Origin of the sequence: Mesorhizobium sp. CA10 (assembly GCF_020165285.1) — a bacterium.
Lineage (GTDB): Bacteria > Pseudomonadota > Alphaproteobacteria > Rhizobiales > Rhizobiaceae > Mesorhizobium.
The window spans coordinates 28,998-51,271 of the sequence record NZ_JAIUHV010000002.1 but is presented as its reverse complement, the minus strand read 5'-3'; the positions used below and the strand labels follow the sequence as shown (position 1 = coordinate 51,271).

Here is a 22,274-nt window from a genome sequence, read left to right as displayed (position 1 = left end):
TACGAGCCTCCCGTTGTCTTGCCCGTGGCTGCCCGAAGGAAGCCAGGAAAGGGAGAACCCGTGACCGTTAGGACGGCGCGGCCCTTTCCGCATATGAAGGACAAGACATGTTCAATCAACACAAAGTGGAAATCGAATGGGGCGGCCGTCCGCTCATCCTGGAAACCGGCAAGATCGCGCGCCAGGCTGACGGCGCGGTGCTCGCCACCTATGGCGAGACCGTCGTTCTCGCCACCGTCGTTTCGATGAAGGAGCCGAAGCCCGGCCTCGATTTCTTCCCGCTTACCGTCAACTACCAGGAAAAGACCTACGCCGCCGGCAAGATCCCGGGCGGCTACTTCAAGCGTGAAGGCCGCCCGAGCGAAAAGGAAACGCTGGTTTCCCGCCTGATCGACCGCCCGATCCGCCCGCTTTTCGCCGACGGCTACAAGAACGACACCCAGATCGTCGTCACCGTCGTCCAGCATGACCTCGAGAACGATCCGGATATCCTGTCGATCGTGGCCACCTCCGCTGCGCTCACGCTTTCCGGCGTGCCCTTCATGGGCCCGATCGGCGGCGCCCGCGTCGGCTACATCAACGGCGAGTATGTGCTCAACCCGCATATCGACGAAATGCAGGAATCCAAGCTCGACCTCGTCGTCGCCGGCACCGGCGACGCCGTGCTTATGGTCGAATCCGAGGCCAAGGAACTCTCCGAGGAACTGATGCTCGGTGCCGTCGTGTTCGGCCACAAGAGCTTCCAGCCTGTGATCGACGCGATCATCAAGCTGGCCGAGGTCGCCGCCAAGGAGCCGCGCGACTTCACCGCGCCGGATTACTCAGCGCTTGAAGCCGAGATGCTGAAGATCGTCGGCGACGAGCTTCGCGAGGCCTACAAGATCACCGACAAGCAGAAGCGCTATGCCGCCGTCGACGCCGTCAAGTCGAAGGTCAAGGCCGCGTTTGCGCCGGCCGAAGGCGAAGAGGCCAAATACACCTCCGAGCAGATCGGCTCGGTGTTCAAGGAACTCCAGGCCAAGGTCGTGCGCTGGAACATCCTCGACACCGGCTCGCGCATTGACGGCCGCGACCTGAAGACGGTCCGCAAGATCGTCTCCGAAGTCGGCGTCCTGGCGCGCACCCATGGTTCGGCGCTGTTCACACGCGGCGAAACCCAGGCTCTGGTCGTTGCCACGCTCGGCACCGGCGAGGACGAGCAGTATGTCGATTCGCTGACCGGCATGTACAAGGAGAAGTTCCTCCTTCACTACAACTTCCCGCCCTATTCCGTCGGCGAGACCGGCCGCATGGGTTCGCCGGGCCGCCGCGAGATCGGCCACGGCAAGCTCGCCTGGCGCGCCATCCGGCCGATGCTGCCGAGCGCGGACCAGTTCCCCTACACGCTGCGCGTCGTTTCGGAGATCACCGAGTCCAACGGCTCGTCCTCGATGGCGACCGTCTGCGGCACCTCGCTGGCGCTGATGGATGCCGGCGTGCCGCTGGCAAAGCCGGTCGCCGGCATTGCCATGGGCCTGATCAAGGAAGGCGAGCGCTTCGCGGTGCTCTCTGACATCCTCGGTGACGAGGACCACCTCGGCGACATGGACTTCAAGGTCGCCGGCACCGCCAACGGCGTCACCTCGCTGCAGATGGACATCAAGATCGATGGCATCACCGAGGAGATCATGGGCATTGCCCTGGCCCAGGCCAAGGACGGCCGCCTGCATATCCTCGGCGAGATGGCGCATGCGCTGTCCGGCGCCCGCGCCGAGCTCGGCGAATTCGCGCCGCGCATCGAGGTCATGCATATCCCGACAGACAAGATCCGCGACGTCATCGGTTCCGGCGGCAAGGTGATTCGCGAGATCGTCGAGAAGACCGGCGCCAAGATCAACATCGAGGACGACGGCACGGTCAAGATCGCTTCGGCGAATGCCAAGGAGATCGAAGCGGCGAAAAAGTGGATCCACACCATCGTCGCCGAGCCGGAAGTCGGCGAGATCTATGAAGGCACCGTCGTCAAGACGGCCGACTTCGGCGCGTTCGTCAATTTCTTCGGCCCGCGCGACGGTCTCGTCCATATCTCGCAGCTCGCCAATGAGCGCGTCGCCAAGACCTCGGACGTCGTCAAGGAAGGCGACAAGGTTTGGGTCAAGTTGATGGGCTTCGACGAGCGCGGCAAGGTCCGCCTGTCGATGAAGGTCGTCGACCAGGCGACCGGCAAGGAAATCGTCCAGGACAAGAAGAAGTCGGACGGCGAGGAAGACGCCGCCTGATCGGTTTGACCGGATAATTTAAGACGGGCGCGCCGCGAGGTCGCGCCCGTTTTGTTTCAGGGCAGTTCCAGGAAAGCGGCAACCGTTTTCGTCCGGAATTGCGTCGGACAAAGGGTCCTACGGAGCAGGTGAATGGCCGCGGAGCCGCTGAAGACGCTGTTCTACCCGTTCGAGGCCGAGGCGCTGCCTTTGCCGCGAAAGGATGCCCGTGTCCTGTTTCTCGGCGCCGAGCCCGGCTTCCGCTTGCCTGCCGGCTTCGAGGCGGCGCTGCATCTCGTGCAAGGCTTTCGGCCACATTTTCGAACGCTGCAGGCGTCCAGCTACGCGGTCACGCCGCGCGCTGAGGATACCGGCTTCGACCTGGCGTTGATGGTTGCGGGCCGCCATCGCGGCCAGAACGAGCAGCGAGTCGCCGAAGCGATAGAGCGCGTCCAGCCGGGCGGGCTGGTCGTCGTTGCCGGCGGCAAGGAGGACGGCATCGACAGCCTGCGCAAACGGATCAACGCCCTGGTGCCGCTCGAAGGCCATTTGCCGAAGCATCACGGCGTTGCCTTCTGGTTCAAGCGAGCCGGCGCGGAGACAGCCGCGACGCTGCGCGCCGGCAACCCCGATTTGATCATCGAAGGCGGTTTCAAGACCAGGCCCGGCATGTTCTCCTTCGATCGGATCGATGCCGGTTCGAAACTGCTGGCCGCGAGCCTGCCTGACGATCTCAAAGGCAATGTCGCTGATTTCTGCGCCGGCTGGGGTTATCTGGCGGTGGAAGTCCTGCAGCGCCCGCAAGGCCTCACCGCACTCGATCTCTACGAAGCTGATTTTGAGGCCCTGGAAGCAGCCAGGTTGAACGTCCAGGGCGGCGCCATCGAGCCGCGTTTCTTCTGGACCGATCTGCTCACCGAGGCGGTCGAACGGCGCTACGACGCGATCGTCATGAACCCACCCTTTCACCGCGGCCGCGCGTCCGAGCCGGAGATCGGCGCCGGCATGATCCGCGCCGCGTCGAAGGCGTTGAAATCGGGCGGCCGCCTGTTCATGGTCGCCAACCGCCAGCTTCCTTACGAACAGGCGCTCTCGGCGGCCTTCGCCAGCCATACCGAGATCGCCCGCGACGGCATGTTCAAGGTGTTTTCGGCGCGCCGCTGAAGCAATCAAGGAAAAGCGTGCAGCGGGGTGGATTCGGCGCCTTCGCCGTAGCCTTGGATCCACAATTGCGGCGGGAAGAATGCTTGTTCTATTGCAGGCTGACGATGCGGGCCGGCTCGTGCGTGCCGAAGGCGGACCGCGCTTCGCCAAGCTCGACCTTGAGCGGCGCCGGCCGGCCGAACAGATAGCCCTGCACCACCTCGCAGCCGGCCGCTCGGAGCAGGGTGGCCTGATTCTCGGTCTCGACGCCTTCGGCGATGATGCCCACGCCCAGCGCCCGTGACAGGCCGACAATGGTCGACACGATCGCGCCGGAGCTGGAATCGGTGTCGATGCGGCTGACGAAGGAACGGTCGATCTTCAGCTTGCCGAAGGAGAAATCGATCAGGTAGCTCAAATTGGAATAGCCCGTTCCGAAATCGTCGACGGCCACAGAGATACCCATCTCGGCAAGCTGTTCCAGGATGGCTGCGGCGCGGTCGCGGTCCTGCATCATCGCCGTCTCGGTGACCTCGAGTTCCAGCCGCGAGGGCTTGATGCCGGTCGATTCCATCACCTCCCGCACGATGCCGACGAAATCCCTGGTCATAAACTGGACAGGCGAGATGTTGACGGCGACGAAGCATTCCTCCGGCAGGTACCGGGCGTCGCTGCAGGCCTTGCGCAGCACCCACTCGCCGATCGGATTGATCATGCCGGTTTCCTCGGCGATCGGAATGAATTCCATCGGCGGGATCATGCCGCGCTCCGGGTGCTTCCAGCGGATCAGCGCCTCATAACCGACGATGCGGCCGCTCGGCAGGTCGAGCTGCGGCTGGTAGTGAAGACTGAAGTCGCCTCGGTCGAAAGCGGTCTTCAGCTCCGACTCGATCCATTGCCGATAGTCCGCAACGCGGCCCATGTCGGCGTTGAAGACAGACCAGTTGCCGATGCCGCTGGCGCGCGCGTTCTGCAGCGCCAGGTTCGAGCGGCGCAGGACCAGGACCGGGTCGACGCCGTCCTTTGGCATCGCCACGATGCCGACCGACAGGCTGACCGACTGCAGATGCGTCTGCAGCTGATAGGGCTCCATCATCTCGTTGATGAGCTTCTCGATCAGCCGCTCGATCGAGCCCCTGATCTGGCGGTCCGGCAAAAGCACCGCAAATTCGCCGGCGCCGATACGGCCGATCACCGCATCCTCCGGCATATTCTCCGTCAGCCTGCTGGTGAAGGCGCAGATCAGTTCGTCGCCCTGGCTGTAGCCGATGGCGTCGTTGATCTGCTTGAAGCGGTCGATATCGATGTCGATCAGGAATACCGGCTCGCCGGTTCGGATCGTCCCAGAGGCGGCCTCGGCTATCTTGCCGACCATGGCCTGGCGCGACAAAAGGCCGGTCAGCTTGTCGAAATGGGTTTCCTTGAAGACATAGGCCGCCGATTCGTCGACCCCGGCAAAGAACGAGAGTGCTGCTCCGCCGGCGGCAAGTGCGCAGAGAGCGGCAATGACGCCCGCCATCGTTTCGGCCGGCATGCCGGCCATGCCGTCGCCGAAGCCGAACCTCAGCCCCCACAGTCCAAGGATGAAACTGCCCATGCCCGAGCTGGCGATGGTGATCAGCCGGAACAGCGGAGTCCGTTTGGGATTGCTGACTGCAGGCATGCATTGTCCCCAGATTACGGGGCCTTATAGCGGATATCTCCTTAAAATGAGTTTCCGCCGATGCATCCAATTTTACTGGAGCGCAACTGTCGCCGCCGCGAACTATTCCCGCGTGCCGTCGTTCTGCTTCAATTCCTCCAGTGCCGGCATCGAGACGATGTGATAGCCGGAATCGACATAGTGGATTTCACCGGTGACGCCCGACGACAGATCGGAAAGCAGGTAAAGCGCCGAGCCGCCGACTTCGTCGATGGTCACGGTGCGCCGCAAAGGCGAATTGCGCTGCTGGTAGGAGAACATGTGGCGGGCATCGGACACGCCGGAGCCGGCCAGCGTCCGAACAGGCCCGGCCGAGATGCCGTTCACCCTGATGCCGCGCGGGCCGTAGTCGTTGGCCAGGTAGCGCACGCTGGCTTCCAGCCCGGCCTTGGCGACGCCCATGACGTTGTAGTTCGGCATCACCCTGACCGAGCCGGCATAGGTGAGCGTGATCATCGAGCCGCCATTGCCCATCAACGCGGCGGCGTTGCGGGCGATCTCGGTGAAGGAATAGCAGGAGATCACCATGGTGCGCACGAAGTTGTCGCGGCTGGTGTCGGCATAAAGGCCCTTCAGCTCGTTCTTGTCGGAAAAGCCGATGGCGTGCACCACGAAATCCAGCCCGCCCCAGGCCTTGCCGAGGGTCTCGAAGGTCGCGCTGACCGAGGCGCTGTCCTCGACATCGCAAGGCACGATCAGCGAGGCTCCCACTTTCTCGGCCAGCGGCTTGACCCGCCGCCCGAAGGCGTCGCCCTGATAGGTGAAAGCGAGCTCGGCCCCGTGTTCCGACAGCTTCTTGGCGATGCCCCAGGCAATCGAATGGTCGTTGGCAACACCCATGACAAGCCCGCGCTTGCCCTTCATCAACCCTTCCATGCCTGGCAATCCTTATGAAAAACGCTGGTCTTATGCGGAATAGCGCTGGAAAATCAGCGTTGCGTTGGTGCCGCCGAAACCGAAGGAGTTGGACAGGACGGTGTCGATCCTGGCGTCGTCGATACGCTTGCGCACGATCGGCATGCCCTCGAATTCCGGATCGAGCTCCTCGATATGGGCGCTCTCGCCGATGAAGCCGCCCTGCATCATCAGAATCGAATAGATCGATTCCTGCACGCCGGCCGCACCCAGCGAATGGCCGGTGAGCGACTTGGTCGAGGTGATATAAGGCATCTTGTCGCCGAACACCTCGCGGATGGCGCCCATTTCCTTGGAATCGCCGACCGGCGTCGATGTGCCGTGGGTGTTGATGTAGTCAACCGGCGAAGACACCGTGGCAAGCGCCTGGCGCATGCAGCGGATCGCGCCTTCCCCCGAAGGTGCGACCATGTCGTAGCCGTCGGAAGTCGCGCCGTACCCGACGACCTCGGCGTAGATCTTGGCGCCGCGCGCCTTGGCGTGCTCCAGTTCCTCCAGCACCAGCACGCCGGCGCCGCCGGCGATGACGAAACCGTCGCGGTTGGCGTCATAGGCGCGCGAAGCGGCCGATGCGTTGTCGTTGAACTTCGACGACATGGCGCCCATGGCGTCGAACAGGTCAGACATGGTCCAGTCAAGGTCCTCGTGGCCGCCGGCAAACATCACGTCCTGCTTGCCCCACTGGATGAGCTCATAGGCATTGCCTATGCAATGCGCGGAGGTCGAGCAGGCCGACGAGATCGAATAATTGACGCCGTGGATCTTGAACCATGTGGCCAAGGTGGCCGACGCCGTCGATGACATGGCTTTCGGCACGGCGAACGGGCCGATACGCTTGGGGCTGTTGTTCTTGATCGTGGTTTCGGCCGCTTCGACGATGGTGCGGGTCGAGGGCCCGCCGGAACCCATCACGATGCCGGTCCGCTCATTGGTGATGTCGCCTTCGCTTAAGCCGGCATCGGCGATCGCCTGGTCCATGGCGACGTGATTCCAGGCGGCGCCCTGGCTCAGGAAGCGCATGGCGCGGCGGTCGATCATCGGGGTGGGATCGAGCGTCGGCGCGCCCCAGACCTGGCAGCGGAAGCCGTGTTCGGCGAAGGAATTGGAAAAGCTGATGCCTGATTTGGCATCGTAAAGCGAGCTCTGCACCTCATTGGCATTGTTGCCGATCGACGACACAATGCCGAGCCCTGTCACTACGACCCGTCTCATTCGCAACTCCTTCCCGCGTATTCGGGCGAAAGACCTAGCCGACTTCGCCCTTGATCATACGCAAACAAACTGACGTGGCATCCGTTGGCTACGCGGGCGCCGTGGCGGAAAACGGTCAGGCGGCCGGCTGCTTGGACAGGCCGACCTTCAGATCCGTAGCCGCATATATGGGTTCGCCATCCGCCTTGAGCCACCCATCGGCGATGCCGAGCACCAGGCGGCCGCGCATCACGCGCTTGAAGTCGATGCCATATTCGACCTTCTTCACCGACGGCGTCACCATGCCCTTGAACTTCACCTCGCCCGTCGAAAGCGCCATGCCCTTGCCCGGTTCGCCCAGCCAGCCGAGATAGAAGCCGGTCAACTGCCACATGGCGTCGAGGCCGAGGCAGCCCGGCATGATCGGGTTGCCGATGAAATGGCAGGCGAAGAACCACAGGTCCGGCTTGATGTCGAACTCGGCCCGGATGAAGCCCTTGTCGAAAGCGCCGCCGGTCTCGCTGATCTCGGTTATGCGGTCGAACATCAGCATCGGTGGGTAGGGCAGTTGGGCATTGCCTGGCCCGAACAGGTCACCGCGGGCGCAGGCAAGCAGTTCCTCGTAATCGTAGCTGGACTTTTGACCCGCCATCAAATTTCTGTCCCCGTGTTCCTTCGCGGGCGGCAGGGCGCCCTTCTCGTTGGTTTCCTAACACACTCTGTTTGCGGCCGGAAACCGGCGTTTGCGCTTAACCCGTGCGCCTGCCCGGGTCAATGCGCGCTATTGATCGCATTCGGACTACAGAATATATGTCGGCTGATGTCCGGTTTTGGCTTTTGACGTTTTTTTGCCATTCTGGACCTGTTGGTGGCTGGGCAGCAAAGCTTCGACGCGAAGAGATGGATTCGGGCTACAGGAAGGAAAATGTCGCTGTGGACAAGCGGGTTCGCGAAGCCGGCCTGAGGCCGACGCGCCAGCGCATTGCGCTGGCCGACCTGCTTTTCGCCAAGGGCGACCGCCACCTTTCGGCCGAGGAACTGCACGAAGAGGCGATCGCCGCCGGCGTGCCGGTTTCGCTGGCGACGGTCTATAACGCGCTCCACCAGTTCACCCAGGCCGGACTGCTGCGCATCCTGGCGGTCGAAGGTTCGAAAACCTATTTCGACACCAACACCTCCGACCACCATCACTTCTACGTCGAGGGCGAGAACCGGATTTTCGATATCGAAAGCGGACCGGTGACCGTCTCCAACCTGCCGGCGCCTCCGGAAGGCATGGAGATCGCCAATGTGGACATCGTCGTGAGGCTTCGCCCGAAGCGCGGCAACTGACCCCGTGCGGCCCGTCGATTTGATTGTCCGGTTTGAATGGGCCACCGTCGCCGCGTTGGCTATCGTTTGCTATGCGATCTCCGGTTTTTCCTGGTGGCTGTTTGCGCTGCTCATCCTTGCGCCGGACCTGTCGATGCTGGGCTATCTCGCCGGGCCAAGCGTCGGCGCCGTCACCTACAACGCCTTGCATATCCTGATTGCCCCGCTCGTGCTTCTGCTTGCGGGCGCGTTGCTCGCCGGCCCGATCACGACCGCCGTGGCGCTCATCTGGATCGCGCACATCGCCATCGACCGTGCCCTCGGCTACGGCCTCAAGCTGCCCACCGGTTTTCAGGATACGCATCTCGGCCGCATCGGCCGCCAGCAGGACGGTGTGTCCAGTTAGGCTGTGTTGAGATTCAGGTCAGGCCAAGTCGAGAATGGCGGTTTTCGAGAACCGGAGCGGAGCGTACTTAAAGTACGTGAGCACCGGAAGCGCAGAAAGCCGGCATTCGCAGACCGGCCTCACCTGAATATCGACACAGCCTAGTTCTTGACCTTCTCGCCGGGATAGGCGCCCCACACCTGCGACTGCGCCATCCAGCCGGTATGGCCGTCGAAGGTCATCTCGCACCATTGACCATCGCATTTCTTGATCGAGCCGATCACGCCCGGCTCGATGATGGCGATGACACCCGCATCCTTGTCGGGCTCGTCGAGAAGGTTGATTCGCCCGCCCTTGCCGCGCTGCCAGGGCGCAACGATCGCGGTGCGGCGGCCGGAGAGCAGCGACTGGTTGATCCAGCCTTCCGAGCCGTCGGCATCGCGCACGCGGCGCCATGTGTCGAATTCCTGGATGACTTCCATCGGCAGGCCGGCCTTCAGATACATCCAGTTGACGGAATAATTGGCGCCGGGGCCGACGCGCGAGTTGACCCGGGCCGGCTTGAGGCTGACGAAACGCGGCAGCGGCAGCCCGCTCGGGCCAAGCGTTATGGTTTGCGCCGGCGCGGCCGCGCTTTGCGCGAATGCCTGCGGCGCGCAAAGCAGGGCGCCAAGAATGGCTGCACTGAAGGCCAGGCGAAGCGACGCGAAACCAGACACTTTCGTTCCTTTCGGCGCCGGTCCGTGCGGATGAGCGCCCCTTTTTCTTTGTCTTCGGCGGCACCGCTTGTTACAGGAGTAGACTGATGCCGCGACTGGCTGCAAGTTTCGCCGGTCTTGGTTAAAGAGGTCTCAACGAGATCGGTTTCGAGAGCATGATCCCGAAAAGTGGGAACCGGTTTTCGGAAAAGATCATGCTCCTACAAAGAGTAGGATCAGGATGACGATTCGACGAAACGTCATCCTGATCGAAGAAGCTTCGGGGATAAAATGGCAGGCAAAAAACGGCCCCTCGTCGTCATCACGCGCAAGCTGCCCGATCCGGTCGAAACGCGCATGCGCGAGCTGTTCGACGCAAGGCTGAATGTCGAGGACCGGCCGATGACGCAGCCGGAGCTGGTCGCAGCGGTCAAGGAAGCCGATGTGCTGGTTCCCACCATCACCGACCATATCGATGCCGCGCTGATCGCCCAGGCCGGCGAGAACCTCAAGCTGATCGCGAATTTCGGCAACGGTGTCGACAAGATCGACGTCGCGGCGGCCGCCAAGAAAGGCATCACCGTCACCAACACGCCGAACGTGCTCACCGAAGACACCGCCGACATGACCATGGCGCTGATGCTCGCCGTGCCGCGCAGGCTCGCCGAAGGCGCCAATGTGCTGACGGGCGAGAAGAAATGGGCCGGCTGGTCGCCGACCTGGATGCTCGGCCGGCGCATCTGGGGCAAACGTCTCGGCATCGTCGGCATGGGCCGCATCGGCACGGCGGTCGCCAGGCGGGCCAAGGCCTTCGGCCTATCGATTCACTATCACAACCGGCACCGCGTGCTGCCGGCGGTCGAGGAAGAACTGGAGGCGACCTACTGGGAAAGCCTCGACCAGATGCTGGCCCGCATGGACATCATCTCGGTCAACTGCCCCTCGACGCCGGCGACGTTCCACCTTTTGTCCGGCCGTCGGCTCGCGCTGATGCAGCCTTCGGCCTACCTCGTCAACACCGCGCGCGGCGATATCATCGACGAGGAATCGCTGATCAAGCTCATCCATGACGGCAAGATCGCCGGCGCCGGCCTCGACGTCTACGAGCATGAGCCGGCGCTGAATAGCAAGCTGTTGAAGCTCGCCGCCAAGGGCAAGGTGGTGCTGTTGCCGCATATGGGCTCGGCCACGCTCGAGGGCCGCATCGACATGGGCGAGAAGGTGATCATCAACATCCGCGCCTTCTTCGATGGCCACCGTCCGCCGGATCGTGTCCTGCCGCTCAGGACCTAAGAAAGCTTTAGACGGCGGCGGTCACTGCGCCGTCCGAAGCGACCGTGACGGCGGCTCCGCGGTAGCTGTCGAACGCGCCGCGTTCGAGCCTCACCGCCATCGGCGTTTCCCAGCCCATTTCCCGGGCTACGATCAGGCCGAGCAGCAGGATGGCGTCCGGCTCGTGCAGCACCAGGGCGGCCGGTGCGCGGCCGTTGTGGACAAGCTCCATCAGCACCGCCGAAGCGGATGACGAGCCGATCGTGCCCGGCAGGAACAGAACCCGGCCGGCGATGACTTCGCCATGCTGCGGGTGGCGAACGTCGGCGATACGCCCGGTCCTGGGGTCGACGCCGCCCCAGAAGCTGATCGGCGCCGTCAGCACCAGCGCGTCGCCTTCGCCCGCCTTGCCCGGCACCAGGATTTCGGCCCTCGCGCTCATGCCGCGATATCCGTGAAGACCGGCTTGCCGAGGACCGCGCTTTCGACGCAGTCGGCGAGCGAGGCGTAGAGCACCGCATAGCCGGTGTTGCCCGGCGCGTAATGCGCGAACTTGCCCGAATTGGTCATCAAAACGCCGCCGGCAAGGTCCGGCATGATCGGCGTCACCACCACGCAGGTGTCGGCGACGACAACGACGCCGCTGGCTTCAAGCCGCTTCCGCCGGCCGTTCTGCTCCAGCAGGGCAAGCGCATGGCGACCGGTGCAGGCGTAGATCGGCACCGCGAGCCGCCGTCCGGCGATCAGCCGCTCCAGGTAGTCGAACTCCGCGTGCGACAGATGCGGGCTGCCGATCGCCACCGCATCGATGGTCTTGGTCGCGGCCGTGGTCGACAGGCCGGCACGGGCCGTCGCCACCATGGCGGGCGTCACGCGGATCACCGTTTCCGGCTCCGGCCCGGCCAGAATGGCTTCGGCGTCGGGAGCCTCGGGCGTCACGCCGGCAATGTGGAACAGGCCGACCGCACCGGACGATGCGGCCGCCGCGCCGAAGGCTTTCAGCGCGTCTTCGCCGGGATTATCCGTCACGCCGGTAACGATGGCGATGGCGTTGCCCACCTCGCGGCCATAGAGGCTGCCCAGCACCGGCCAGGCGATCTCCGAGGCAAGGAAGGACGGCGACAGGCCCGAGACATCGAAAATGAGCCGCGCTCGGCGGTTCTCCGTCCGATGCAGGCCGTAGTCAGGCGCTCTGGCAGTGATGGCGCAGGCAATGTCCAGGAAATCGCCATAGCGGTTGGTGCGCGCGCCCAGCACCGAATTGCAGAAGACGACCGCGTTGGACTCCCCCCAGGCGACGTCGCTGCCGAGCGCGGGCCTGTGTCCGGCCTGGTACGGGGCGCAGGTCCAGCTCTGCTCGCAGCCCAGCTTGCGATAGGCCTCCATCATCCGCCGCGCCATGCCACGCTGCGGCTCCTCGAGGCGGATGCGCGAGCAACCCATCAGGTCGAGCGCCCCGACATTGAGCGTCGAGCGCACCGCGACCTTCGCACCACCTTCGACCAGTTTTTCAGCGAACAGCGTGCCGGAATCGCCGTGATACAGAGCGCCATCGATATGCGTGGAGACGATCGGGATCAGTCGCGGCGCGCCGAGCAGGCGAGCGCTTTCGGCGACGATGCGCATCGCCATGCCCACGCCGTCCCGGCCGGCGGCGATCGCCCGTTCTTCCGGGCTGAGGACCAGGCTCAAGACAGCACCTTGCGCATGGTGATGGAGGTCGGCCTGTCATAGCCCGCATGCGCCGTGCGCTCGGTCTCACGGAAGCCGAGCTGGGTGAAGGCTGCATGGTTTGCGGTCAGTTCGATACGGGTCTGAAGCTCGATGGCGTCCATGCCGCGCTTGCGGGCAAGATTCTCCACCGCCCGCATCAGCCGGGTTCCGATGCCTTGGCCCTGCAGCCGTGGCTCGACCGCCAGCTTGCCGACATAGAAATCCCGCGACCGTTCCAGGGCGAAGACACAGCCGACGATGCGGCCGTTCTCGACGGCCAGAAACCCCGTCTCCCGCTTCGCCTTCGCGGCAAGCGCCTCGGCGGTCAAAAGATGCGCCGAGGAGGGCGGGTCGATGACGCCGTCCATGTAGGCGAAGGCGCGCCGGATCAGCGCGAGGAGGTCGTCCCACCGATCGAAATCCGCTGGAAGGCCGGTTATGGAGATGCCGACGTTCTGGTCCATGCGTTCAGACGGCCTTGTAGCGGATAGTGTCGAAGCGGGCCGTCAGCCCGTCATAGAGCAGCAGCCGGCCGATCAGCGGCTCGCCTATGCCAGCGATCAGCTTGATCGCCTCCATCGCCTCCAGCGTGCCGATGACGCCCGTCAGCGCGCCGACGATGCCGGCGACGGCGCAGGACGGCACCAGCCCTTCGGGCGGGGCTTCCGGAAACAGGTCGCGATAGCTTGGATTGCGCTTGCCGTCGGCGCCAGCCTCGAACGGCTTCAGCACCGTCACCGAGCCGTCGAAGCGCCCGACGGCCGCCGTGACGAGGGGTTTCTTCTCGCCCGCGCAGGCATCGGCGACGGCGTAGCGCGTTTCGAAATTATCGGAGCCGTCGACGACGATATCGTAGCCGGCGACGAGGGCAGGGGCATTCTCCTCCGTCAACCTCAGGCGGTGCGATTCCACCGTGACGTTGGGATTGATGCGCATGATCGCTTCCCGTGCGCTGTCGGTCTTGGCCATGCCGACCCTGTCGCTGCCATGGATCACCTGCCGTTGCAGGTTGGACAAGGAGACGGTGTCGTCATCGACGACGCCGAGCGTGCCGACGCCGGCGGCGGCAAGATATTCGAGCACCGGCGCGCCGAGCCCGCCGGCACCGATCACCAGCACCCGTGCCCGTTTCAGCTTCTGTTGGCCCGGCCCGCCGATCTCCGGCAGCACGATATGGCGGGCGTAGCGTTCGAGCTCTTCGTCGGTGAGGGCGGCGTCGGTCATGGCTGGACCATATCGCCGTGGCGAGGCCTTGTCAGTAAGCGCAAGGCGCGGCCTTGTCGCATATACGCAGGTGCAGAACTCGCTTCAAAGGTCAGCCGGTCGGCTCGACGTTGCCGTGCTCGACGGTCAGGAACTGCGCGCGGCCGGCAAGGCTGGAGAATAGGGCGGCATCGGTGCCAGTCATGAAGGCCTGGCAGTTCAGCTCTTCCAGGATGGAGAACAGCGCCGCGCGCCGGCCCGCGTCGAGATGCGCGGCGATCTCGTCCAGCAGAAGGATCGGCGTCAGTCCCGACATCTCGCCGGTCAGCCTGGCATGCGATAGCACGATGCCGACCAGCAGCGCCTTCTGCTCGCCGGTCGAGCAAAGCTCGGCCGGCATCGACTTCGGCCGGTGCCGCACCACGAGATCGGAACGATGCGGGCCGTCCAGCGTGCGGCCGGCGGCGCGATCGCGCTCGCGGCCATTGGCAAGCGCGCGGCGGAAGCGCTCCTCGACATCGACGGCCGGCGCGACGGCGACCTCGCTCTCCAGGTCGCCGGCAAGGCTGATGTCAGCCTGCGGAAACGGTCCGCTGCCCGGCAATCTGTCGATCATGGCGGCAAGCAGCCTTATCAGCTCGGCCCGCGCCGCGGCGATCGCCACCCCGGTCTCGGCCATCTGCGTCTCGATCGCGTCGAACCAGGCGCCGTCGCGGGAGCCTTCGGTAAGCAGGCGGTTACGGCCGCGCATGGCTTTCTCATAATCGAGCGCGCGCTGGCCATGCCCGGGATCGATCGCCAGCACCAGCCGGTCGAGGAAGCGGCGGCGGTCCGCCGCCGGCCCTGGAAACAGCCCGTCCATCGCCGGCGTCAGCCACACGACCCGCAGCCATTCCAGCATATCCTCGGTCGATCGCGCCGGCGCGCCGTTGATCCGTACCTTCCTGCCGCCTTCGCCGGCGGCGTCTCCGCCGGAAATTCCGGTGCCGATCTCGACCTGGCCTCCCGGCCCCTCAATGCGCGCATGCAAGGCGAAGCCGCCATCGCCGCCTTCGCGCGCCACATCGCCATAGGGCGCGCGGCGCAGGCCGCGGCCGGGCGTCAGGAACGAGATCGCTTCCAAGAGATTGGTCTTGCCGGCGCCATTGTCGCCTGACAGCACCACCGCGCCGGGCGCGAGCTCGAGCGACAGCGTCGCGTAATTGCGAAAATTCGTAAGTATAAGCTTACTTATATAGCTTTGCTGCCGAAGCTGTTTCGCATCCGAGTTCACGGCGACACATCAGGTCCGTCAGAGCAATTCCAGGAAAAGTGCACAGCGGTTTTCCGTCCGGAATTGCGTCAAGGTGACTGAGCCTAGACCCGCATCGGCATCAGCACGTAGAGCGCGGTCTCGTCGGCCATGTCGTGGATCAGCGTCGGCGAGCCGGCATCGGCCAGCATGAATTTCGCCTCCGTGCCGGTGAGCTGGGCCGCGACGTCGAGCAGATATTTGGCGTTGAAGCCGATCTCGATCGGGTCCGAAGAATAGTCGGCCGCCAGTTCCTCGGTGGCGCTGCCCGAGTCGGGGTTGTTGACGGCTAAGGTGACCTGGCCGTCATTGATCGAAAGCTTCACCGCCCGGCCGCGCTCGGAGGAAATGGTCGAAACGCGGTCCACCGCCGCGGCGAAGCTCTGGCGGTCGATGATCAGCTTCTTGTCGTTGCCGGTCGGGATGACACGCTGATAATCGGGGAAAGTGCCGTCGATCAGCTTCGAGGTCAAAACCACACTGCCGATCGTGAAGCGGATCTTGGTGTCCGACAGCTCCGTGGTCACCGCCACATCGGGATCGTCGACCAGCTTCTGCAGCTCGCTCACCGTCTTGCGCGGAATGATGATGCCGGGCATGCCTTCGGAGCCTGCCGGCGCGTCGATCTCGGCCCGCGCCAGGCGATGCCCGTCGGTCGCCACCGAGCGCAGTTTCAATTTGCCGCCGACCTCATGCGTGTGCAGGAAGATGCCATTGAGATAATAGCGCGTCTCTTCGGTGGAGATGGCGAACTGCGTCTTGTCGATCAGCCCTTTGAGCGCCGCCGATTCCAGCCGGAAGATATGCGAGAACGAACCGGCCGAAAGCTCCGGGAAGTCGGATTGCGGCAAGCACTGCAGGCGGAAGCTCGAACGGCCGGAGGTGACGGTCATCGCATTGCCGTCCTCGTCCGTCTTCAGCATCACCTCCGCGCCGTCGGAAAGCTTGCGCACGATGTCATAGAGCAGATGCGCCGGCACTGTCGTCGCGCCGCCGCGCTCGACTTTGGCGGGCGTTGCCTCCGTCACTTCGAGGTCGAGGTCGGTCGCCTTCATCTCGAGGCTGGCGCCCTCGGCGCTGAGCAGCACGTTGGACAGGATCGGTATGGTGTTGCGCCGCTCGACCACGCGGTGGACGTGGTTGAGCGACTTCAAGAGATTTGACCGTTCCAGGATAACACGCATGACGAAACAGGCTCGCTTCAAGAATGAACAGGTCACCGGCAGGCGGCATCCCGTGAAAGCTCTAAAAGGCTTTCAGAATCTGTGTAAGCTGACAGTAAAAAGCCTGCAAACGCAAGCCCGCGGCGCCGGTTCCGACCGGCGGCGCGGGCTTTCTGGGGATAAAGCCGGCGAAGCGTGCCGCCGGCTGTTTGTGCGCTCCTTCAGGCCTGGTCGTTGATCAGCCTTCTGAGCAGTTCCAGTTCCTGCGCCAGCGTGTTGTCCCCGCCCGAAAGGTCCTCGATCTTGCGCACGGCATGCAGCACGGTCGTGTGGTCGCGGCCGCCGAACCGCCGCCCGATCTCCGGCAATGAGCGCGGTGTCATCACTTTCGACAGATACATCGCAACTTGCCGCGGCTTGACGATCGTGCGCGTGCGCCGATTGGACAGAAGCTCGGTCTTCGACACGTTGTAGTGGCGCGCCACGATGCGCTGGATGTCCTCGATGCGCACCCGCTTCGGCTCGCCGGAGCGGTAGATGTGGCCGAGGATCTCGTCGATGCGGTCGATAGTGATCTGCGGCTCGAAGGACTGGCGGAACAGAAGCTGGTTGAAGGCGCCTTCGAGCTCGCGCCCGCTGCCGGTCACCGTGCGCGCGACATGCTCCAGGATCTCGTCCGAGATGTCGAGCGAGGTGTCATCGGTCTTGGTGCTGGCGCGGCGCAGTTTCAGCATGCCGAGCCGCATGGCGAAATCCGGCGCCGACATCTCCAGCGCCACGCCGCCATTGAGGCGCGAACGCACGCGCGGCTCCAGCGATTCCAGTTCCGAGGGCGGCCGGTCGGCCGCGACCACCACCTGCTTGGCGCTGTCGAGCAGCATGTTGATGAGATGGCAGAATTCGTGCTGGATCGACTTGCCCTGCAGGAACTGCATGTCGTCGATGATCAAGAGATCGATATCGCGCAGCTGCTCCTTCAGCGTCAGCGCGTTGTTGTCGCGGATCGCGGTGGCGAAGCGCCACATGAAATATTCCGCCGTCAGGTAGACGACGCGCGACTTCGGGTTTTGCCGCAGCGATTCCGCGGCGATCGCTTGCAGGAGATGCGTCTTCCCGAGCCCGACGGTCGCGTGCAGGAAAAGCGGGTTGAAACGTACCGCGCTGGACTGCGATTCCGCCACCGCCCTGGCCGCTGCGAAGGCCACCCTGTTCGACGGCCCTTCGATGAAGGAGGAGAATGTGTAACGCGGGTCAAGCGGCGACCCCAACACATTGTGGCGGAACTCCGGTTCCGCTGACACACCCTGGCGGGGCGCCGGCGCCCGTTGCTCCACACGCCCGGCGCTCGCGGTGCCGTTGGCAAGCGCGGTATGCGTCTGCTTGGTCATCTTGCGCGCCGGCGCGATCTCGGGCTCGACAGGATTGCGCCCCTGGCGCGTTGCGGTGCGCACGACGATCTCGATCTTGAGGACGTCCGCATCCTCATGCCGCCACAGCTCCGCGATAAGCTCGAGGTAATGGCCGTTGATCCAGGACCGCAGGAAGGCTGTAGGCACGGAGATGCGAACGACGCCGCGGGAAGCCTCGGCGACCTTCATGCGACCGAACCAGCTCGAATAGACCTCGGCTCCAAGACGCGCCTTCAGCTGGGCCTTGACCCGTTCGAACTTCTGTTCCGCGTCGCTGGATACCGCCACGTCGCCCCCTCCGACAAAAGTTGCTGGAAATGGGAGCTCGCCCGCTATCTCCCTTTCAATGCCGCTCTGCATGATCAAAGTCCCTTTGTCTTCTCGTACCCTTTTTCCGCCGGGGATGCGCCTCCTGCATCCTTGGTCCGGCGACCCTCATTCAGCCGCGATGCCATTGCCGCCGCCGGCAACAATCGTCGCAACTCGCGCAAGGGACCAGCTGCCGGCTCCGCACGCCGGCCACCGACAAAGACAAGTCAATACCTCACCCTCCGGCGAAAACGCCGGCGAGACATCGACTGCCATGTACAATTACGCCAGTCCCCTACCCGCACCGAAGAGACAAACCAAGCCGTACGCGGAATTGCTCCACGTCATGAATTCCGCCATTTTGTGCTGGCCGATTCAGGCTGGGTCAGGGGCTAGAGCCCGTCCCTTCGATGGATGGACATTACCGAAATCGCTGTGGATAGGGCAAGGCCACATCTAACGGTTTTTTAACGAATCTGGTTACCGGACGGGGCTCAAAATCGGGAGCTGCGCCGGCACGTTTTGACAAAGCCATTGTGATTCAAACCCTTTTCCGGCGAATATGAAAAAGGCCGCCCGAAACGAAATATTCTGAAATAATTGTCTTGACAGCTACTTCTCCCCCGCCGCTCGACCTTGAGCTGAACAAGCTGTGGACGACCGGCTGTAAGCCTATGAAAAGACTGCGGATTTTTTGCCAGGCAAATTTAGGCAGTTGCCGCGGGGAGGGCGTTCCGCTGTCAGCGGCGTTGAATATGCCGGCAAAACATTACTGGTGTTGGAATCACGTCGCGAGCGTTGCTCACGAGCAATTTTTTTAAGTACTTGCCGGCAAACGAAAAAAACCCGGTCTATGCGACCGGGTTCAACATCGAGCGAGTAAGGATTAAGTCGGTCAGGCCGACAGCGTCTTGACCCGCTGGGCCAGCCGCGAAACCTTGCGGGAAGCCGTGTTCTTGTGAACGACGCCCTTGGTGGCGGCGCGCATCAATTCAGGCTCCGCCGCCTTGAAGGCTGCCACCGCCGCGGCCTTGTCGCCGGCGGCCAGCGCCTCTTCGACCTGGCGCACATAGGTGCGGACACGCGAGCGACGGTTCTTGTTGATCGCCGCGCGGCGGGCGATCTTGCGCGTTGCCTTTTTGGCCGAAGACGTGTTGGCCATGATGCCTCTCTTCCGATCTGGTGGGCGCCAGCGGGTGCCGCAGGGCGCAAAAAACAAACGGGCAGCCACAGGCCGCCTCGGTTGGTGCGGCTTATAGTTCAGCTTTTCCGGCGCGTCAACGCCACTTGGCGGTCTTTTTGGAGACTGGAAGCGCGTCACGTCGTGACCCGCCTTCAGTCATTCGGCATCATGCTCTAGCGGTTGGTGAAATTCGGCTTCCGCTTCTCCACAAACGCGGCCATGCCTTCCTTCTGATCGTCGAGCGCGAACAGCGAATGGAACAGGCGGCGCTCGAAGCGCAGCCCTTCGGCGAGCGTCGTCTCGTAGGCGCGGTTGACGGCCTCCTTGGTCATCATGACCGACGGCAGCGAGAACTCGGCGATCTTGGCCGCCGCCTTCAGCGCCTCCTCGGCAAGCTCGGCGACCGGCACCACCCGCGAGACAAGTCCGCTGCGCTCGGCTTCGGCAGCGTCCATCATCCGCCCGGTCAGGCACATGTCCATCGCTTTCGACTTGCCGACGAATCGGGTCAGCCGCTGCGAGCCGCCCATGCCCGGCATGACGCCGAGCGTGATTTCGGGCTGGCCGAACTTGGCGTTGTCGCCGGCGATGATGAAATCGCACATCATGGCCAATTCGCAGCCGCCGCCGAGCGCATAGCCCGCGACCGCCGCGATGATGGGCTTGCGCGTGCGCGTGAATTCCTCCCAGCCGACGAAGAAGTCCTGCGTGTAGGCGTCGGCGAAGGACATCGCCTGCATTTCCTTGATATCGGCGCCGGCGGCAAACGCCTTCTCCGACCCTGTAAGCACCATCGCGCCGATCTCGGGATCGGCATCGAACGCGCGCGCCGCCGCCACGACCTCCGCAAGGACCTGCGAATTCAGCGCATTGAGCGCCTTGGGCCGGTTCAGCGTGATCAGCCCAACCTTGCCGCGTGTTTCCACGATAACGGTTTCATAGGCCATGATTCGCTTCCTTCCGCGGCAGTGGGACGATCGATACGTTCCTAGCTTACCGCTGACAGGTCCGGCAATAGAAGGTCGAGCGGCCGCTTTGCACGATGCGCTCGATGTGGCCGCGGCAGCCCGGCTTGGGGCATGGTTCCCCCTCGCGATCGTAGACTGCGAAGGAATGCTGGAAATAGCCGAGCGATCCGTCGGCCTGGACATAGTCGCGCAGCGAGGAGCCGCCGGCGGCGATCGCATCGGCGATGACCGAGCGGATCGCTTCGGCAAGGCGCGCGCTTTGCTCTTTCGCCTTCTTGGCCGACCCGGCGATGGTGCCGGCTTCGCGCAGCGGCGAGAGGCCGGCGCGCCACAAGGCCTCAGCCACGTATATGTTGCCGAGTCCGGCGATCAGCCGCTGGTCGAGCAGCGCTGCCTTGAGGGGCGATCTGCGACCCTTCAACAGCGAGGCGAGCAGGGGACCGTCGAGCGCGTTGCCAGTTGGCTCGATGCCGAGCCCCGCCAGCATCGGATGCGTGTCCGGCGCTCCTTCGGCAAACAGCATGAAGCCGAAGCGGCGCGGGTCGTTGAAGATGACGCGGGAGCGCTCGTCCCTCGGAGAGATGACGTCGAACACGACATGGTCGTGCGCCACGCTTTTCGAGCGGTCGTGGTGGAAGGCGCCGGGGACGTCGCTGCTTTCCGCGGCTTCGATCCGGAACGACCCCGACATGCCGAGATGGCAGATGAGAACCGGACCGTTTTCGATATGCATCGTCAGGTATTTGGCGCGCCGGCCAAGCGCCGTCACGGTCTTGCCGGCAAGCCGTTCCGAAAAGCGTTCGGGGAAAGGAAAGCGAAGGTCGGCCCTGCGCGCCTTGACCTCGACGAGCCGCGCCCCTTCCAGGACCGGCTGCAGCCCGCGCCGGACGGTCTCGACTTCGGGCAGCTCAGGCATGGCCGCCTATCATCGCAAGGAACGATGTTCCGTGGCGACCGGCAGCCAGGCCGAGGTGGTCCGCGACGGTCTCGCCGATATCGGCGAAGGTCGGCCTGAGCCCGATGTCGCCGCCCGTCAGTCCCGGCCCGATACCGATCACCGGAATGCGTTCGCGCGTATGGTCGGTGCCGCGCCAGGTCGGATCGTTGCCATGATCGGCCGTGAGGATAAGCAGGTCGCCAGGCCTAATCCGCGACAGCGCCTCCGGCAGTCGGCGGTCGAACGCTTCGAGCGCTCCGGCATAGCCGGCGACGTCGCGCCGGTGACCGAACTCGGTATCGAAATCGACAAAATTGGCAAAAACCAGGTCGCCGTCGCCGGCATCGTCCATCGCGCTGAGCGCCTTGTCGAACATTGCCATGTTGCCGCCGGCCTTGCGCACTTCCGAAATGCCGCGATGAGCGAAGATATCGCCGATCTTGCCGACGGCGATGACCTTGTTGCCGCGCCCGGTCAGCCGGTCGAGCAGGGTCGGCTCCGGCGGCGGCACCGCATAATCGCGGCGATTGTGGGTGCGCTGGAACGTGGCCGGCGTCTCGCCCACGAATGGCCGAGCGATCACCCGCCCGATCTTGAGCGGCTCGACCAGCCGACGCACCGTGAGGCAAAGCTCATAAAGCCGCTCCAGGCCGAAATGCGTCTCATGCGCGGCGATCTGCAGCACGGAATCGACCGACGTGTAGCAGATCGGCTTGCCGGTGCGGATATGCTCTTCGCCGAGCCGCTCGATGATCTCGGTTCCGGGTGCATGGCAGTTGCCTAGGATACCCGGCAGCTTGCCCTCGCGGATGATGGCGTCGGTCAGGTCGGCCGGAAAGGCGGGCACCGTATCGGGGAAATAGCCCCAATCGAAACGTACCGGCAGGCCGGCGATCTCCCAGTGGCCGGAGGGCGTGTCCTTGCCGCTCGACACTTCCTGTGCGGCTCCATGAAAGACCGAGGCGACCGGCGGCGCGTCGATACCGGTTTTCAGTCCCGTCGCGGTTTGCGCCGCCCGGCCAAGTCCGAGCGACATCATGTTGGGCACGGCGAGCGGCCCTTTGCGCAAACCTTGCCGATCGGCACGACCATCGGCGCAAGCCTGAAAAATATGCCTGAACGTGTCGGCGCCGGTATCGCCATAGCGTTCGGCGTCGGCCGCGCCGCCGATGCCGAAAGAATCGAGAACGAACAGGAACGCGCGCGCCATGGGTATCTTTATTGTGAGCCTTGATCGCCAGACA

At 64.0% G+C, this 22,274-nt stretch carries 22 protein-coding genes; 6 read left to right on the top strand and 16 right to left on the bottom strand.

Annotated features, from left to right (window positions below; translation table 11 throughout):
* The first annotated feature begins 107 nt into the window (after nucleotides 1-107).
* Both pnp and LB535_RS03725 read left to right on the top strand, forming a co-directional pair.
* Nucleotides 108-2,258: a polyribonucleotide nucleotidyltransferase gene (gene pnp, locus LB535_RS03730; protein ID WP_095765957.1), complete on the top strand. Its 2,151-nt coding sequence runs from the start codon at nucleotides 108-110 to the stop codon at nucleotides 2,256-2,258.
* Nucleotides 2,259-2,390: 132 nt separating this feature from the next.
* Nucleotides 2,391-3,401 (top strand): class I SAM-dependent methyltransferase, encoded by a 1,011-nt coding sequence (locus LB535_RS03725; RefSeq protein ID WP_224631225.1) that lies wholly within the window; start codon nucleotides 2,391-2,393, stop codon nucleotides 3,399-3,401.
* 88 nt (nucleotides 3,402-3,489) lie between these two features.
* Here the strand turns inward: LB535_RS03725 and LB535_RS03720 are convergent, their stop codons facing one another.
* The 4 genes from LB535_RS03720 to fabA form a co-directional block, all read right to left on the bottom strand.
* Nucleotides 3,490-5,043 carry a putative bifunctional diguanylate cyclase/phosphodiesterase gene (locus LB535_RS03720; protein ID WP_140845654.1) on the bottom strand — a complete coding sequence of 518 codons (1,554 nt, stop codon included), beginning with the start codon at nucleotides 5,041-5,043 and terminating at the stop codon, nucleotides 3,490-3,492.
* A gap of 102 nt (nucleotides 5,044-5,145) precedes the next feature.
* Entirely contained in the window at nucleotides 5,146-5,958 is an 813-nt protein-coding gene (fabI, locus tag LB535_RS03715) for an enoyl-ACP reductase FabI (RefSeq protein WP_224631224.1), read from the bottom strand.
* Between the two features lie 30 nt (nucleotides 5,959-5,988).
* On the bottom strand, nucleotides 5,989-7,209 hold the full coding sequence (gene fabB / locus LB535_RS03710) for a beta-ketoacyl-ACP synthase I (protein WP_224630421.1): 1,221 nt from the start codon (nucleotides 7,207-7,209) through the stop codon (nucleotides 5,989-5,991).
* Between the two features lie 115 nt (nucleotides 7,210-7,324).
* A complete protein-coding gene (gene fabA / locus LB535_RS03705) occupies nucleotides 7,325-7,840 on the bottom strand; it encodes a 3-hydroxyacyl-[acyl-carrier-protein] dehydratase FabA (RefSeq protein ID WP_095765952.1) in 516 nt (171 codons plus the stop codon).
* Nucleotides 7,841-8,088: 248 nt separating this feature from the next.
* Here fabA and irrA point away from each other — a divergent pair, with 248 nt between their 5' ends.
* Together irrA and LB535_RS03695 are read left to right on the top strand one after the other, a co-directional pair.
* Complete coding sequence (gene irrA, locus LB535_RS03700; RefSeq protein WP_095766194.1) at nucleotides 8,089-8,520, top strand: iron response transcriptional regulator IrrA; 432 nt, start codon at nucleotides 8,089-8,091, stop codon at nucleotides 8,518-8,520.
* 4 nt (nucleotides 8,521-8,524) lie between these two features.
* Complete coding sequence (locus LB535_RS03695; protein WP_224603051.1) at nucleotides 8,525-8,905, top strand: DUF4260 domain-containing protein; 381 nt, start codon at nucleotides 8,525-8,527, stop codon at nucleotides 8,903-8,905.
* Between the two features lie 140 nt (nucleotides 8,906-9,045).
* On the opposite strand, the gene LB535_RS03690 is transcribed toward LB535_RS03695, so the two are convergent.
* Nucleotides 9,046-9,603, bottom strand: a complete 558-nt coding sequence (locus LB535_RS03690) for an SH3 domain-containing protein (protein ID WP_095765950.1) — start codon at nucleotides 9,601-9,603, stop codon at nucleotides 9,046-9,048.
* 270 nt (nucleotides 9,604-9,873) lie between these two features.
* Between LB535_RS03690 and LB535_RS03685 the strand changes: the two genes are divergently transcribed.
* On the top strand, nucleotides 9,874-10,875 hold the full coding sequence (locus tag LB535_RS03685) for a 2-hydroxyacid dehydrogenase (RefSeq protein ID WP_095765949.1): 1,002 nt from the start codon (nucleotides 9,874-9,876) through the stop codon (nucleotides 10,873-10,875).
* A 7-nt stretch (nucleotides 10,876-10,882) separates the two neighbouring features.
* Here the strand turns inward: LB535_RS03685 and LB535_RS03680 are convergent, their stop codons facing one another.
* The 6 genes from LB535_RS03680 to dnaN all read right to left on the bottom strand — a co-directional run bounded on the left by LB535_RS03680 (nucleotide 10,883) and on the right by dnaN (nucleotide 16,245).
* Entirely contained in the window at nucleotides 10,883-11,296 is a 414-nt protein-coding gene (locus LB535_RS03680; RefSeq protein ID WP_224631223.1) for an aconitase X swivel domain-containing protein, read from the bottom strand.
* Entirely contained in the window at nucleotides 11,293-12,546 is a 1,254-nt protein-coding gene (locus tag LB535_RS03675) for an aconitase X (RefSeq protein ID WP_224631222.1), read from the bottom strand. The genes LB535_RS03680 and LB535_RS03675 overlap by 4 nt, the downstream gene beginning before the upstream one ends.
* Complete coding sequence (locus LB535_RS03670) at nucleotides 12,543-13,031, bottom strand: GNAT family N-acetyltransferase (RefSeq protein ID WP_224631221.1); 489 nt, start codon at nucleotides 13,029-13,031, stop codon at nucleotides 12,543-12,545. The genes LB535_RS03675 and LB535_RS03670 overlap by 4 nt, the downstream gene beginning before the upstream one ends.
* Before the next feature lie 4 nt (nucleotides 13,032-13,035).
* The gene (locus LB535_RS03665) at nucleotides 13,036-13,791 is read right to left on the bottom strand and encodes a molybdopterin-synthase adenylyltransferase MoeB (RefSeq protein WP_224631220.1); all 756 of its coding nucleotides are present in this window, start codon (nucleotides 13,789-13,791) and stop codon (nucleotides 13,036-13,038) included.
* Between the two features lie 91 nt (nucleotides 13,792-13,882).
* Nucleotides 13,883-15,043, bottom strand: a complete 1,161-nt coding sequence (gene recF / locus LB535_RS03660; protein WP_224631219.1) for a DNA replication/repair protein RecF — start codon at nucleotides 15,041-15,043, stop codon at nucleotides 13,883-13,885.
* Between the two features lie 83 nt (nucleotides 15,044-15,126).
* Entirely contained in the window at nucleotides 15,127-16,245 is a 1,119-nt protein-coding gene (gene dnaN, locus LB535_RS03655; protein ID WP_095765942.1) for a DNA polymerase III subunit beta, read from the bottom strand.
* On the opposite strand from dnaN, the gene LB535_RS03650 reads away from it, so the two are divergent.
* Nucleotides 16,244-16,462, top strand: a complete 219-nt coding sequence (locus tag LB535_RS03650) for a hypothetical protein (RefSeq protein ID WP_224631218.1) — start codon at nucleotides 16,244-16,246, stop codon at nucleotides 16,460-16,462. The two genes, dnaN and LB535_RS03650, sit on opposite strands and share 2 nt — an antisense overlap.
* Here LB535_RS03650 and dnaA read toward each other — a convergent pair.
* The 5 genes from dnaA to LB535_RS03625 all read right to left on the bottom strand — a co-directional run bounded on the left by dnaA (nucleotide 16,446) and on the right by LB535_RS03625 (nucleotide 22,240).
* Complete coding sequence (dnaA, locus tag LB535_RS03645) at nucleotides 16,446-17,993, bottom strand: chromosomal replication initiator protein DnaA (RefSeq protein ID WP_095765941.1); 1,548 nt, start codon at nucleotides 17,991-17,993, stop codon at nucleotides 16,446-16,448. The genes LB535_RS03650 and dnaA overlap by 17 nt on opposite strands.
* A gap of 844 nt (nucleotides 17,994-18,837) precedes the next feature.
* Nucleotides 18,838-19,104, bottom strand: a complete 267-nt coding sequence (rpsT, locus tag LB535_RS03640; protein ID WP_095765940.1) for a 30S ribosomal protein S20 — start codon at nucleotides 19,102-19,104, stop codon at nucleotides 18,838-18,840.
* A 194-nt stretch (nucleotides 19,105-19,298) separates the two neighbouring features.
* Nucleotides 19,299-20,072 (bottom strand): enoyl-CoA hydratase, encoded by a 774-nt coding sequence (locus tag LB535_RS03635; protein WP_224631217.1) that lies wholly within the window; start codon nucleotides 20,070-20,072, stop codon nucleotides 19,299-19,301.
* Nucleotides 20,073-20,118: 46 nt separating this feature from the next.
* Complete coding sequence (gene mutM, locus LB535_RS03630) at nucleotides 20,119-21,009, bottom strand: bifunctional DNA-formamidopyrimidine glycosylase/DNA-(apurinic or apyrimidinic site) lyase (RefSeq protein WP_224631216.1); 891 nt, start codon at nucleotides 21,007-21,009, stop codon at nucleotides 20,119-20,121.
* A complete protein-coding gene (locus tag LB535_RS03625; protein WP_224631215.1) occupies nucleotides 21,002-22,240 on the bottom strand; it encodes a phosphopentomutase in 1,239 nt (412 codons plus the stop codon). Before LB535_RS03625 ends, mutM begins: the two co-directional genes overlap by 8 nt.
* Nucleotides 22,241-22,274: the final 34 nt, after the last annotated feature.

What these genes read in the sequence shown, in the direction of transcription:
- pnp (WP_095765957.1), top strand. Translation starts at nt 108, where the DNA reads ATGTTCAATCAACACAAAGTGGAAATCGAATGGGGCGGCCGTCCGCTC.
- LB535_RS03725 (WP_224631225.1), top strand. Translation starts at nt 2,391, where the DNA reads ATGGCCGCGGAGCCGCTGAAGACGCTGTTCTACCCGTTCGAGGCCGAG.
- LB535_RS03720 (WP_140845654.1), bottom strand. Translation starts at nt 5,043, where the DNA reads ATGCCTGCAGTCAGCAATCCCAAACGGACTCCGCTGTTCCGGCTGATC.
- fabI (WP_224631224.1), bottom strand. Translation starts at nt 5,958, where the DNA reads ATGGAAGGGTTGATGAAGGGCAAGCGCGGGCTTGTCATGGGTGTTGCC.
- fabB (WP_224630421.1), bottom strand. Translation starts at nt 7,209, where the DNA reads ATGAGACGGGTCGTAGTGACAGGGCTCGGCATTGTGTCGTCGATCGGC.
- fabA (WP_095765952.1), bottom strand. Translation starts at nt 7,840, where the DNA reads ATGGCGGGTCAAAAGTCCAGCTACGATTACGAGGAACTGCTTGCCTGC.
- irrA (WP_095766194.1), top strand. Translation starts at nt 8,089, where the DNA reads ATGGATTCGGGCTACAGGAAGGAAAATGTCGCTGTGGACAAGCGGGTT.
- LB535_RS03685 (WP_095765949.1), top strand. Translation starts at nt 9,874, where the DNA reads ATGGCAGGCAAAAAACGGCCCCTCGTCGTCATCACGCGCAAGCTGCCC.
- LB535_RS03680 (WP_224631223.1), bottom strand. Translation starts at nt 11,296, where the DNA reads ATGAGCGCGAGGGCCGAAATCCTGGTGCCGGGCAAGGCGGGCGAAGGC.
- LB535_RS03670 (WP_224631221.1), bottom strand. Translation starts at nt 13,031, where the DNA reads ATGGACCAGAACGTCGGCATCTCCATAACCGGCCTTCCAGCGGATTTC.
- LB535_RS03665 (WP_224631220.1), bottom strand. Translation starts at nt 13,791, where the DNA reads ATGACCGACGCCGCCCTCACCGACGAAGAGCTCGAACGCTACGCCCGC.
- LB535_RS03650 (WP_224631218.1), top strand. Translation starts at nt 16,244, where the DNA reads ATGACGAAACAGGCTCGCTTCAAGAATGAACAGGTCACCGGCAGGCGG.
- dnaN (WP_095765942.1), bottom strand. Translation starts at nt 16,245, where the DNA reads ATGCGTGTTATCCTGGAACGGTCAAATCTCTTGAAGTCGCTCAACCAC.
- dnaA (WP_095765941.1), bottom strand. Translation starts at nt 17,993, where the DNA reads ATGCAGAGCGGCATTGAAAGGGAGATAGCGGGCGAGCTCCCATTTCCA.
- rpsT (WP_095765940.1), bottom strand. Translation starts at nt 19,104, where the DNA reads ATGGCCAACACGTCTTCGGCCAAAAAGGCAACGCGCAAGATCGCCCGC.
- LB535_RS03635 (WP_224631217.1), bottom strand. Translation starts at nt 20,072, where the DNA reads ATGGCCTATGAAACCGTTATCGTGGAAACACGCGGCAAGGTTGGGCTG.
- mutM (WP_224631216.1), bottom strand. Translation starts at nt 21,009, where the DNA reads ATGCCTGAGCTGCCCGAAGTCGAGACCGTCCGGCGCGGGCTGCAGCCG.
- LB535_RS03625 (WP_224631215.1), bottom strand. Translation starts at nt 22,240, where the DNA reads ATGGCGCGCGCGTTCCTGTTCGTTCTCGATTCTTTCGGCATCGGCGGC.